The sequence below is a fragment of the Streptomyces sp. NBC_00667 genome, from assembly GCF_036226825.1.
Classification (GTDB): domain Bacteria; phylum Actinomycetota; class Actinomycetes; order Streptomycetales; family Streptomycetaceae; genus Streptomyces.
In genome coordinates this window covers 2,709,168-2,721,216 of record NZ_CP109022.1, presented here as the reverse complement: position 1 = coordinate 2,721,216, position 12,049 = coordinate 2,709,168, and the positions used below count along the sequence as shown (strand labels likewise).

Genomic DNA, 12,049 nt, shown 5'->3' with positions numbered 1-12,049 from the left:
TTCGCGCACCGTTCGGGGGCCACTCGGGCGACAATCGGGGAACTTTCCGAAGAGCGCTGCGGGTCCCGCCGCGACCGGATGCCGTCCTCGGCTCCCCGTCGGGGGCCGATATGCGGGATCATGTCCGCATGACCGAGGTGTCCTCCCTCACAGGGCGGCTGCTCGTGGCCACCCCCGCCCTCGCGGACCCGAACTTCGACCGCGCGGTCGTGCTGCTGCTCGACCACGACGAGCAGGGCTCGCTCGGCGTCGTCCTCAACCGGCCCACCCCGGTGGGCGTCGTCGACATCCTGCTGCCCTGGGCGCCGTTGGCCGGCGACCCCGGGGTGGTGTTCCAGGGCGGCCCGGTGGGGCTGGACTCCGCCCTCGGGATCGCCGTGATCCCGGGCGAGGAAGGGCCGCTGGGGTGGCGCCGGGTGCACGGGGCGATCGGGCTCGTCGACCTGGAGACCCCGCCGGAGCTGCTGGCCGCCGCCCTGGGCTCGCTGCGGATCTTCGCCGGCTACTCCGGATGGGGCCCCGGCCAGCTGGAGATCGAGCTGGGCGAGGGCGCCTGGTACGTGGTGGACTCCGAACCCGGCGACGTGTCCTCCCCGGACCCCGAACGGCTCTGGCGGGCGGTGCTGCGGCGCCAGCGCAGCGACCTCGCGATGGTCGCCACCTATCCGGACGACCCGTCGCTCAACTGACCCGGGCGAGGGTCGGTACCCTGGATTTCATGAGCACTCTTGAGCCCGAGCGCGGGACTGGTACGGGGACCCTCGTAGAGCCGACGCCGCAGGTGTCCCACGGCGACGGCGACCACGAGCGCTTCGCCCACTACGTCCAGAAGGACAAGATCATGGCGAGCGCGCTCGACGGCACCCCCGTCGTCGCGCTGTGCGGCAAGGTCTGGGTCCCGGGTCGCGACCCGAAGAAGTACCCGGTCTGCCCCATGTGCAAGGAGATCTACGAATCCATGGGCGCCGGCGGCGACAAGGACAAGGGCGGCAAGGACAAGTAGCCCGCCGCCCCCGCAGGACCCCTCCGCGCCGTCCGCGCGCGGCGGGTCCGGGGCGGGCGCGGACGCAGGCCCCCGGGTGCGCCACGGCGCTTCCGGGGGCCTGCGCCGTACCCGTAGGGTCGGCCCGACCGGCGCTGCGCGCAGCGGGTGTTGCGCGGAGCGCGACGCGCTGTCGCGAAGGGCCGACCATGGACCTGATCCCCGCACCCCGCCGTGCCGAGTTCCGCGCGGAGGGGCCGCGCCTGGCGCTGGGTCCCGATACGGCGCTGGCCGCCGGGCCCGGGACCGAGGGAGTGGCCCGCTGGCTGCGCCGGGAGCTGGGGGCCGCCACCGGGTTCGCCTTCCCGGACGCGGCGCCGGGCGCACGGGGCGACGTACGGCTCGCGCTGGACGAGGGCCTGGCCGGCGAGGAGTACCGGCTCACGACCGGTCAGGACGGGGCCGAGCTGACGGGCGGGTCGGCGGCCGGGGTGTTCTGGGCCGCCCAGACGCTGCGTCAGCTCCTCGGCCCCGACGCCTACCGGCGGGCGCCGCTGCCGGGGCGGGTGTGGGAACTGCCCCACGGGGCGGTGGAGGACGGCCCCCGGTTCGGATGGCGCGGGATGATGCTCGACGTCGCCCGGCACTTCATGCCCAAGGACGGCGTGCTGCGCTACATAGACCTGCTCGCGGCGCACAAGCTGAACGTCCTGCACCTGCACCTGACCGACGACCAGGGCTGGCGGGTGGAGATCGAGCGCTACCCGCGGCTCACCGGGGTGGGCGCGTGGCGGCCGCGCAGCCGGTGGGGCCACCGCGCCTCGCCGCTGTGGAACGAGACCCCGCACGGCGGCCACTACACCCGCGACGACATCCGCGAGATCGTCGCGTACGCGGGGCAGCGCCACGTGCGGGTGGTGCCCGAGATCGACGTACCCGGGCATTCGCAGGCGGCCATCGCCGCGTACCCCGAGCTCGGCAACACCGACGTCGTGGACACGGCCGCGCTGGGCGTGTGGGACGACTGGGGCGTCAGCGAGAACGTGCTGGCCCCCTCCGAGGACGTACTGCGCTTCTACGAAGGGGTTTTCGAGGAGCTGCTGGAGCTCTTCCCGGTGGAGGTCTCGCCGTTCGTGCACGTGGGCGGCGACGAGTGCCCCAAGGCGCAGTGGCGTGCCTCCCCGGCCGCGCAGCGGCGGATCGCGGAGTTGGGGCTCGACGGGGAGGACGGCCTCCAGTCCTGGTTCATCCGGCACTTCGACCGCTGGCTCGCCGAACGCGGCCGGCGCCTGATCGGGTGGGACGAGATCCTGGAGGGCGGCCTCGCGCCCGGCGCGGCCGTCTCCTCCTGGCGCGGTTACGCGGGCGGCGTCGCCGCGGCCGAGGCGGGCCACGACGTGGTGATGTGCCCCGAACAGCAGGTGTACTTGGACCACCGTCAGGCGGCCGGCCCCGATGAGCCCGTGCCGATCGGGTACGTGCGGACCCTGGCCGACGTGTACCGCTTCGAGCCGGTTCCGCCGGGCCTGTCGCCCGGGGCGGCGGCGCACGTGCTGGGCGCGCAGGCCAACGTGTGGACCGAGGTGATGGAGGACCAGAGCCGCGTCGACTACCAGGTGTTCCCCCGGCTGGCCGCCTTCGCGGAGGTGGTGTGGTCGCGGCTGCCCGAGCCGGCGGCGCGGGACCTGCCGGGCTTCGAAGCGCGGATGGCCGGGCACTACGCGCGGCTGGACGCACTCGGCGTCGACTACCGGCCGCCCGGCGGCCCGTTGCCCCGGCAGCGGCGCCCGGGCGTGCTGGGGCGGCCGATCGCGGGGGAGCCCCCGAACGTGTGACTCGGGCAACCGGTCGGCCGCGGGGTGCCGGACGGGACGGTTCGCAGTCATTCGCAATCGTTCCGGCCTGTTCGGAAACCTTAAGGGGTTTGTCGGAATTATTTCCGGATTCGGTCGAAACCAGGCGGAAGCGGGGGACTTGACCACCCAGGGCGGGAGCGGCGGGCGCGCGGGTGGTGCAGGGGCGACCCTCGCGCCGGGAGACCCGGAAGATGTGCCAGAGTTGCCACGTCCCGGCGGTGAGCACGTACCGTACGGCGGACAGGCGTGAGCGCCGGGACCGGGACATCGGGAAGGGGCAGCTGGGTTGACCACGCACGCACCGCATGCACTGCACGCACCGCATTCACCTCAGGGGCCTCAGGGGCCTCAGGCGGTGCAGTCCGTCACGCTGCCGGCCTCGCTCGACGAGGCCGTGGCGGCACTCACCGCCATGCCCGCCGCCGTGCCCGTGGCCGGTGGCACCGACCTGATGGCCGCCGTCAACGCGGGCCTGCTGCGCCCCGCCGCGCTCGTCGGCCTCGGCCGGATCAACGAGATCCGCGGCTGGCAGTACCAGGACGGCCACGCGCTGCTCGGCGCCGGCCTCACCCACGCACGGATGGGTCGGCCGGATTTCGCCGCCCTGATCCCGGCCCTGGCGGCCGCCGCGCGGGCCGCCGGACCGCCGCAGATCCGCAACGCGGGCACCCTCGGCGGCAACATCGCCTCGGCCGCGCCGACCGGTGACGCGCTGCCCGTCCTCGCGGCCCTGGAGGCGGTCCTCGTCATCGTCGGCCCCGCCGGACTCGGTGAATCAGGAGTGGCCCGGCGCGAGATCCCGGTCTCCCACCTGCTGGCGGGCCGCGAGATGCTGCGGCCGGGCGAACTGATCGGCTTCGTGCGGGTGCCGCTGCTGCACGCGCCGCAGGTGTTCTTGAAGGCGACCGGGCGTACGGGCCCGGGGCGCGCGGTGGCGTCCGTGGGGCTCGTACTGGACCCCGCGCGCCGGGGCGTGCGCTGCGCGATCGGTGCGGTCGCGCCGATGCCGCTGCGGCCGCTGGAGGCCGAGCAGTGGGTGGCCTCCCTGATCGACTGGGACGGCGAACGCGGCCTGGCCCCCGAGGCGCTGGAGGCGTTCGGCGAGTACGTCGCCGCCGCCTGCGTGCCCGACCAGGGGGAACCGGTGGCCGCCGGGGTACTGCATTTGCGGCGGACGGTGGCCGTACTGGCACGGAGGGCCCTGGGGAGGGCGCTGAGCTCATGAGTGGGAACGAGAACGTGAGCGGAACCAACGGGGGTGTGGGCCCCGCGGACGCCGCGGGCCACACCGGGGCCGGCTGGGGCTGGGAGCCGGTGCCGCAGGGCGGCGAGTACGACTCCGAGGCCACGGCCTTCGTGAAGCTGCCGCAGGACATGCTGGACGCGCTCGACGGCGGGGAGCCGCTGGCGGCGCCCGGGCACGGGTACGTGCCGCCGCCGATGATCGTGCCCCTGGGCTCGGCCAGTGCGGATCCCACGGCCACCGGCACCTGGACGATGCCCGTGCCGTGGCCCGAGGCGGGCGGCCCCGGCGGTGGCGGCGGTGCCACTACCGCCGCGGCCGCCGCTCCGGCGCGCGGGCCGATCCCCGCGTCGATCCCCCTCCCGGCCTCCGTGGCGGCGGCCTTCGCCGACGCCGCGCAGGACGGGGCGGGGCGGGACGGGGCGGGGCCCGGGCAGGACGCCGCGCACCGGAGCGACCCGGGGGCCACGGCCGAGTGGCGCTTCCCCGAGGCGACGCAGACCGAGGCGGCGCAGACCGAGGCGGCGCAGGCCACCGGGCAGTGGACGTTCGGGACCGGTACGGCGGCCGCCGACTGGAGCCAGGCTCCCGCGACCCTGCCGGGCGGCGCCGCAGCGCCCTGGGCGACGCCGGCGTACGACAACTCCCTGAGCTCGGGCGTACTGCCGGGCGCGGAAGACGCAGGCGCGGCCGCGGGGGCTGCGGCCGGCCCGGGAGCTTCGGGGCGCGGTCCCCGGGTGCTGGGCGGGCCCGGCGTGGGCACGCCGCTGCCGGTGTCGGCGCAGCTGGGCGAGCCGGAGCGGGAGCCCGAGCCCGCGGTGTACGCGGCCCCGGACATCGAGGCGGCCCACGGGGCGGCGCGGATGCCGGTCGAGGAGGAACGGCCGCGTCCGGTGGGCGCGGAGCCGGGGCCCGGGGACGGGCACGGGTTCGAGGACGGGCACGGGTTCGGGCCCGGGGACGGGCCTGGGTTCGGGGACGGGCCTGGGTTCGGCGCGCCGGTGGCCGGGGCCGGGCCGGATGCTGCGGAGGCCGGTGCGCAGACCCCTGCGGAGGCCGTTGCCGAGCCGGAGCGGGGGCAGGAGCCGGAGCCGGAGCCGGAGCCCGAGGCCGGGTTCGGTGTGCCGGGGTACGAGCCGGAGACCGGGCACGAGCCGGAGACCGGGCACGGGTCGGGCGGGGCCGGGCAGGAGCCGGCCGGCGAAGCCACCGGGGCGTTCACGCCGGGGGCGGGAAGCGCCGACAGCGGCGAGGCACTGCCGGGTGCGGGTACCACCGCAGGTTTCCCGGCCGGGGATGCGACGTACGACGAAACGCCCCTCGACGCCCCCGCCCCGCATCACGAGCACCCGCTCGCCTCCTACGTCCTGCGCGTCAACGGGGCCGACCGGCCCGTCACCGGTGCGTGGATCGGCGAATCGCTCCTGTACGTGCTGCGCGAGCGCCTCGGTCTGGCCGGTGCCAAGGACGGCTGCTCGCAGGGCGAGTGCGGGGCCTGCGCGGTGCAGGTCGACGGCCGGCTCGTCGCGTCCTGCCTGGTCCCCGCCGCGACGGCCGCGTCCAGCGAGGTCCGCACCGTCGAAGGACTCGCGACGGACGGGGAACTCTCGGACGTGCAGCAGGCGTTGTGCAGATCGGGCGCAGTGCAGTGCGGGTTCTGCGTGCCCGGCATGGCCATGACCATCCACGACCTGCTGGAAGGCAACCACGCCCCCAGCGAGCTGGAGACCCGGCAAGCCCTGTGCGGCAACCTGTGCCGCTGCTCGGGCTACAAGGGCGTCATCGAAGCGGTCCGCGACGTCGTGGCCGAACGCTCGGCCACCACCTCGTCCGCGGACGAACCCGCGGCCGGCGCGGAAGCGCGCATCCCGCACCAGGCCGCACCGGGCGAGGGCGGCATCCACCACAACGGAGGCATGGCGTGAGCGGGCACGACGCGGCCACGACCACCCTGATGGCGACGACCGTCCCGACCGCCGCCGGGGACTCGGAACCCGAAGTCCTGCGCGGGATCGGGGTCTCCGTCCCGTCCGCGCACGCCCGCGCCAAGACCGAGGGCACCTTCCCCTACGCCGCCGACCTGTGGGCCGAAGGCCTGCTCTGGGCCGCCGTGCTCCGCTCCCCGCACGCGCACGCCCGCATCCTCTCCATCGACACGACGGCCGCCGCGGCCATGCCCGGCGTGCGCGCCGTCGTCACCCACGCCGACGTCCCCGGCGCCACCACCCACGGCCGCCGGATCGCCGACCGGCCCGTCTTCGCCCACGACGTGGTCCGCCACCACGGCGAACCCATCGCCGCCGTCGCCGCCGACCACCCCGACACCGCCCGCCTCGCCGCGGCCGCCATCGCGGTCGAGTACGAGCTGCTGGACGCGGTGACCGACCCCGAGCAGTCGTTCGGGGCGCCCGCCCTGCACCCCGACGGCAACCTGATCCGGCACATCCCGCTGCGCTACGGCGACCCGGAGGCCACCGGCGAGGTGGTCGTCGAGGGCCTGTACCGGATCGGCCGCCAGGACCCCGCGCCCATCGGCGCCGAGGCGGGGCTTGCCGTCCCGCGGCCCGACGGGGGCGTGGAGATCTACACCGCCTCCACCGACCCGCACACCGACCGCGACCTGGCGGCGGCCTGCTTCGGTCTGGAGCCGGACCGGGTGCGGATCGTCGTCACCGGCGTCCCGGGCGCGACGGCCGACCGCGAGGACCCCGCCTTCCAGCTCCCGCTCGGGCTCCTCGCCCTGCGCACGGGCTGCCCGGTGAAGCTCGCCGCCACCCGCGAGGAGTCCTTCCTCGGCCACGCCCACCGCCACCCGACGCTGCTGCGCTACCGCCACCACGCGGACGCGGAGGGCCGGCTGGTCAAGGTCGAGGCCCAGATCCTGATGGACGCCGGCGCCTACGCCGACGCCTCCGCGGAGTCCCTCGCGGCGGCGGTGGCCTTCGCGTGCGGCCCGTACGTGGTGCCGCACGCCTTCGTGGAGGGCTGGGCGGTACGCACCAACAACCCGCCTTCCGGCCACGTGCGCGGCGAGGGCGCGATGCAGGTGTGCGCCGCGTACGAGGGCCAGATGGACAAGCTGGCGGCCGCGCTCGGCATCGACGGCGCGGAGATCCGGATGCGCAACGTGCTGGCCACGGGCGACCTGCTCCCCACGGGCCAGACGGTGACCTGCCCCGCCCCGGTGGCCGAACTCCTGCGCGCCGTACGCGACGTGGAACTCCCCTCCCTCCCGATGGACACCCCGCAGGAGGAGTGGCTGCTGCCGGGCGGCCCGGAGGGCGCGGGCGAGCCGGGCGCGGTGCGGCGCGGGGTCGGATACGGCGTGGGCATGGTGCACATGCTCGGCGCCGAGGGGACCGACGAGGTCTCCACCGCCACGGTGAAGGTCGTGGACGGCGCGGCCACCGTCATCTGCGCGGCCGTCGACACCGGCCAGGGCTTCTCGACGCTCGCCCGCCAGATCGTCCAGGAGGTCCTGGGCGTGGACGAGGTGGTCACGGCCCCGGTCGACACCGACCAGCCGCCGGCCGGCCCGGCGGCGCACGGCCGCCACACGTGGGTGTCCGGGGGCGCGGTCGAGCGGGCCGCGAAGATGGTCCGCACGCAGCTCCTCCAGCCGATGGCCCACAAGCTGGGCATGTCGACGGAGCTCCTCCAGATCCAGGACGGCCGGATCACCTCGTACGACGGCGCGTTCTCCACCACGGTGGCGGAGGCGATGGCGGGCAAGGAACTCTGGGCGACGGCCCAGTGCCGCCCCCACCCGACCGAACCCCTGGACGCGGACGGCCAGGGGGACGCCTTCGTCGGCCTCGCCTTCTGCGCGATCCGCGCGGTGGTGGACGTCGACGTGGAACTCGGCTCGGTGCGCGTGGTCGAACTGGCCGTCGCGCAGGACGTGGGCCGGATCCTGAACCCCGCCCAGCTGGAAGCCCGCATCGAAGCGGGAGTCACGCAGGGCGTGGGCGCGGCGCTGACCGAAAACCTCCGCTCGGTGGCGGGGGTGATCCGCCACCCCGACCTGACGGGCTACGCGCTGCCGACCTCGCTGGACGCCCCGGTGGTGCGGATCGTCAAGCTGGTCGAAGAGCGGGACGTGGTGGCCCCGTTCGGCGCGAAGGCGGCGAGCGCGGTCCCGGTGGTGACGACCCCGTCGGCGATCGCCTCGGCGGTCCGCGCGGCAACGGGCCGTCCGGTGAACAGGCTCCCGATCCGGCCATCGGCGGCGGTGGCGGCGCCGAACTCGTGACGGTCTGACGGGGGTTGACCCTTGCGTTCGCCCCAACCCTGTGCTTGGGGGTGTCGGTGCCGGTCGCTAGAGTGATCGGCACGAGGGCGCACGTACGCGTGCGAACGGGGACGGGGACAACGGGGAGTCGGGGAGGCCATCGTGGCGGAGGAGAACGGCGGACTGGCAGGCATCGTCGGCGCGAGCAACGGCGTGGCGGACGCGATCATGCGCCAGGCGAAGGCGCTGGAAGTCGAGTACGAAACGCTGAACGGCTTCAAGAAGCTGGTCGATGCCCAGCTCAAGAAGCTCGACGGTTCCCAGGCGGCCCCGGACAAGCTCCAGGACGGCACGCTGCCCGCGGGAACGCTGGGCACCGGGTTCGCGGAGGCGGACGCGCTGTTCAAGGCGTACGGGACCGTGCACACGCAGCTGACGACCCTGTCGAAGGGCCTGGCGGACCAGATCGAGGGTCTCGGTATCGCGATCCTCACGGGCGGCAAGGGCTTCGCGGACGTGGACGAGGAGACGCGGCAGCGGATGCTGGCGATCGCGCAGCGGGCGAAGGAGCACTACGTCCGCGAGCGCGATCCCTCGGCCGACCAGCCGCAGCAGCAGCCGCAGGGCGGCCAGACACCCACGCCGGCGCCGAGCAAGACGGAGGTCGATTACTGATGGTGACGAGCTTCGACGGCTACACCCACGAACAGCTGATGGCGATGATCGCCTCGATCAAGCCGGAGGTGGTCCGTGCCCGGGCGACCCAGCTTGAGGAAGCTGCCGTCGCGATCAAGGAGATCGGCGAGAACCTCAAGAACCACAAGGTGTCGGGGTGGGAGGGCGAGACTGCGACGACCTACCAGAACTGGGTGAACTCGGCGGGCAATGCGACGCTGCGTCTGGCGGACTACAGCAAGGACGCCTCGAAGTGGATGACGATCGCGGCGCAGCACATGTACGAGGCCCAGAGCACGCCGGGCGTCGACACGTCGGCCAAGGAGAACCTGGCGGCCGCGCGCAAGTTCCACAACGACCCGGACTCGGCGAAGATCGGCTCACTGGCGGCGCAGAAACTGGAGGCGGACCGCCTCCAGGCGGTGCAGCAGCTGAAGAAGCTGGCGGAGTCGTACGACGAGTCGTCGCGCAACATGAACGCGGCGCCGGTCCCGACGTTTCCTCCGCCGCCGGCGAAGTTCGTGCCCGGCGGGGGCTATGCCTATAGCTCCTCGGACGTGGCGCGCCCGAGCGCAGAGTCCAGCGGTAGCTCCGGCGCGGGCGACGGTTCCGGGTACACGGCAGCGGCACCAGCCGACGGCGTAAGCGGAAGCAGGACCGCCTACCAGCCGCCCTCCGGATCGGAACTGCCCCCAACGGTGGCACCGACTCCGGCCAGCCCTCTGCCAGCTCCCGACCGCAACGTCAACGTCGACTTGAACACCGTCGGCACCCTTCCGCCTACGACTGCTCCTCCCACGGTCATCCTGCCCCCAGGTCCGGGACCGGTCACTTCTGGAGGCGGCCCCACCCCCATTCAGGTGGTTCCCCCGCTGACGCTTCCCCCGACCACCAGCTCGACGAAGCCGGTTGCTGGGGGCAGGTTCCCACGCCCCACCCTGCCTCCTGGCAAGGCCGCCGGGACCCCGGGACTGCCTCCGAGCGAGACCGGCATCGTCGGCGGCCGCCCGGTGACTCCTCGTGGACCGAGTGCTGGCATCCCGCGCGGTACGGTCATCGGTGCGGAGGGTCCCCAGACGGGACGAATGATGGGCGGTGGCGTTGGAGGCCCCCACGGCGGCCCCGGCTCGGTTGCGGGCCGACGACTCGCCATGGAGCCGGGCGGAGTGGTGGGCGGCCGTCAAACCGGGGTCGGTGGCCAGTCGGCCACGAGCGGTAGGCCGTTCACGCAGGGCGGTTCAGGCCTCGTACGGAACGGGATCTCAGGCGGCCCCGTCGGCGGTGCGGGCAGCCACACCCCGGGCAAGCGGCGCGACGGCCGCGGGGGCGAACGCCCCGACTACCTGGCTGAGGACGAAGAGACTTGGCAGGCAGATCGTCCTGTTGTGCCGCCAGTGATTGACTGAGCAGAACGGACATTGCACAGGATGCGCATGCGGAAGGCGACCTCAGCCCTGGTGGGTCTCCTGCTGGCCGGGGTCGCCGCGACCCCGGCCGAAGCGGAGACCGTTAGGTCTACGCAGTGGCATCTTGATGCCATGAAGGCTGATGACATCTGGACAATCAGTACGGGCAAGGGTGTCACCGTTGCGGTAATCGACACCGGGGTGAAGCCCATCCCTGAGCTTGATGGGCAGGTTCTGCCGGGCAAGAACTTCGCTTCCCCCAGCTACAAGGGTGACGAACGCACTGACCACAGCCATCACGGTACGGCCATTGCTGCGGTGATCGCGGGCAATGGCAAGGGTCCCGGCGGCGCGGACAGCGCATTTGGCTTGGCGCCCGGTGCGAATATTCTGCCTTTGCGGGTCGATTTCGGCGGCGACGGAACTGCCCCGTTTCGATCGATGATTCAAGCCATTCGCTTTGCCGCAGATTCGGACGCCAAGGTCATCAACGTTTCGGTGGGCGGGATCAATCAGAGTGACGAGCTGGACAGTGCCGTTAAGTACGCCGTGGACAAGGGCAAGCTGATCTTTGCCAGCGTCGGCAACGATGGCAATGAGGATGTCATCTGGCCGGCTGCGACGCCTGGAGTGGTGGGTGTTGGGGCGGTCGACGCCAAGGGTGTGGCACTGAAGGAGTCCCAGCACAATCGATACGTGGACGTCACGGCCCCCGGAAAAGACATCATCTCCGGTTGTGACGGTGGAACGGGTCTCTGTAAAAGCAGCGGAACAAGCGAGGCCACCGCCCTCGTCTCCGCCTCCGCGGCTCTCCTCTGGTCCATCCACCCTGACTGGAGCAACAACCAGATCCTCCGCGTCCTCCTGAACACCGCCGGAAAACCCAAGGACGGCGCTCAGCGCAACGACTACGTCGGCTACGGCCTCGTCAGGCCGAGGATCGCCGTGCCCACGCCCGGCGACCCCGGGCCGGCCGACGTGTACCCGCTGCCGGATCTCGCGGCAGCCGCTTCCCCCGCACCGGCCCCCGCCGCCCCCGGCGGCAAGGCCAGCCCCGCACCCAAACCCGAGGCCCAGAAGAGCGGCAGCGACAACGGCAGTGCCCTGCCCTGGATCGCCCTCGGGCTCGGGGCCTGCCTCATCATCGGCGGCGCCGTCACCGCGGTCGTCATCCAGCGCTCGCGACGCTGAGGATCCGGCCCCCGACTCCCCAAGGAGAGCTCGGCATGTCCTTCGACGAAGAGTGGGCCACCGCGCGGGCCACCGCCGCGGCCAACGTGTCCATGCGGCTCAACCACGTACCCACCGAGCCCGGCAGCGGCCCCGGCGCCGGGGACCTGGAACTCAACCAGGACCACATCGGCGCCATCGGCACCGAAGCCTTCAAACTCCACGAGCGGCTGTCCACCGACGGCAAACACGCCGACACCTCCACCGCCACGGCCGCCGGCGCGCTGTCCAAGGAGGGCTTCGCCAGCGGGGCGGCCCTGCTCAAGGCCGCCCACCGCTGGGAGAGCCAGGTGGAGACCCTCGTCGCCGCCTGCGCGACCATCTCCAACGGCCTGAACTACTCCCTCTCCTCGCACAGCAAGGACGAGAAGCAGCTCTACGCCGAGTTCACCAGCTCCAAGATCGACGAGTACCTCAAGTAGTCCG

At 73.3% G+C, this 12,049-nt stretch carries 10 protein-coding genes; all 10 read left to right on the top strand.

All coding sequences use genetic code 11. The features are described from left to right. Positions 1-128 precede the first annotated feature (128 nt). The 10 genes from OHA81_RS12775 (at position 129) to OHA81_RS12730 (ending at position 12,045) form a co-directional block, all read left to right on the top strand. Positions 129-689, top strand: a complete 561-nt coding sequence (locus OHA81_RS12775) for a YqgE/AlgH family protein (protein WP_329195617.1) — start codon at positions 129-131, stop codon at positions 687-689. Positions 690-718: 29 nt separating this feature from the next. Further along, complete coding sequence (locus OHA81_RS12770; protein WP_007264396.1) at positions 719-1,003, top strand: DUF3039 domain-containing protein; 285 nt, start codon at positions 719-721, stop codon at positions 1,001-1,003. A gap of 188 nt (positions 1,004-1,191) precedes the next feature. Then, complete coding sequence (locus tag OHA81_RS12765) at positions 1,192-2,817, top strand: beta-N-acetylhexosaminidase (RefSeq protein ID WP_329195615.1); 1,626 nt, start codon at positions 1,192-1,194, stop codon at positions 2,815-2,817. Positions 2,818-3,124: 307 nt separating this feature from the next. Next, entirely contained in the window at positions 3,125-4,063 is a 939-nt protein-coding gene (locus tag OHA81_RS12760) for an FAD binding domain-containing protein (protein ID WP_443056520.1), read from the top strand. Then, positions 4,060-6,006, top strand: a complete 1,947-nt coding sequence (locus tag OHA81_RS12755) for a 2Fe-2S iron-sulfur cluster-binding protein (protein WP_329195613.1) — start codon at positions 4,060-4,062, stop codon at positions 6,004-6,006. The genes OHA81_RS12760 and OHA81_RS12755 overlap by 4 nt, the downstream gene beginning before the upstream one ends. 29 nt (positions 6,007-6,035) lie before the next feature. Further along, positions 6,036-8,333, top strand: a complete 2,298-nt coding sequence (locus tag OHA81_RS12750) for a xanthine dehydrogenase family protein molybdopterin-binding subunit (protein ID WP_329202220.1) — start codon at positions 6,036-6,038, stop codon at positions 8,331-8,333. Positions 8,334-8,474: 141 nt separating this feature from the next. Beyond that, positions 8,475-8,987, top strand: coding sequence for a DUF2563 family protein (locus tag OHA81_RS12745; protein ID WP_329195611.1), 513 nt, complete (start codon positions 8,475-8,477; stop codon positions 8,985-8,987). Continuing rightward, positions 8,987-10,393 carry a WXG100 family type VII secretion target gene (locus OHA81_RS12740; protein WP_329195609.1) on the top strand — a complete coding sequence of 469 codons (1,407 nt, stop codon included), beginning with the start codon at positions 8,987-8,989 and terminating at the stop codon, positions 10,391-10,393. Before OHA81_RS12745 ends, OHA81_RS12740 begins: the two co-directional genes overlap by 1 nt. A gap of 21 nt (positions 10,394-10,414) precedes the next feature. Further along, a complete protein-coding gene (gene mycP, locus OHA81_RS12735) occupies positions 10,415-11,584 on the top strand; it encodes a type VII secretion-associated serine protease mycosin (RefSeq protein ID WP_329195607.1) in 1,170 nt (389 codons plus the stop codon). 35 nt (positions 11,585-11,619) lie between these two features. Continuing rightward, entirely contained in the window at positions 11,620-12,045 is a 426-nt protein-coding gene (locus OHA81_RS12730) for a hypothetical protein (protein ID WP_329195605.1), read from the top strand. Positions 12,046-12,049 lie beyond the last annotated feature (4 nt).

What these genes read in the sequence shown, in the direction of transcription:
- OHA81_RS12755 (WP_329195613.1), top strand. Translation starts at nt 4,060, where the DNA reads ATGAGTGGGAACGAGAACGTGAGCGGAACCAACGGGGGTGTGGGCCCC.
- OHA81_RS12740 (WP_329195609.1), top strand. Translation starts at nt 8,987, where the DNA reads ATGGTGACGAGCTTCGACGGCTACACCCACGAACAGCTGATGGCGATG.
- OHA81_RS12730 (WP_329195605.1), top strand. Translation starts at nt 11,620, where the DNA reads ATGTCCTTCGACGAAGAGTGGGCCACCGCGCGGGCCACCGCCGCGGCC.
- mycP (WP_329195607.1), top strand. Translation starts at nt 10,415, where the DNA reads ATGCGCATGCGGAAGGCGACCTCAGCCCTGGTGGGTCTCCTGCTGGCC.
- OHA81_RS12750 (WP_329202220.1), top strand. Translation starts at nt 6,036, where the DNA reads ATGGCGACGACCGTCCCGACCGCCGCCGGGGACTCGGAACCCGAAGTC.
- OHA81_RS12770 (WP_007264396.1), top strand. Translation starts at nt 719, where the DNA reads ATGAGCACTCTTGAGCCCGAGCGCGGGACTGGTACGGGGACCCTCGTA.
- OHA81_RS12765 (WP_329195615.1), top strand. Translation starts at nt 1,192, where the DNA reads ATGGACCTGATCCCCGCACCCCGCCGTGCCGAGTTCCGCGCGGAGGGG.
- OHA81_RS12775 (WP_329195617.1), top strand. Translation starts at nt 129, where the DNA reads ATGACCGAGGTGTCCTCCCTCACAGGGCGGCTGCTCGTGGCCACCCCC.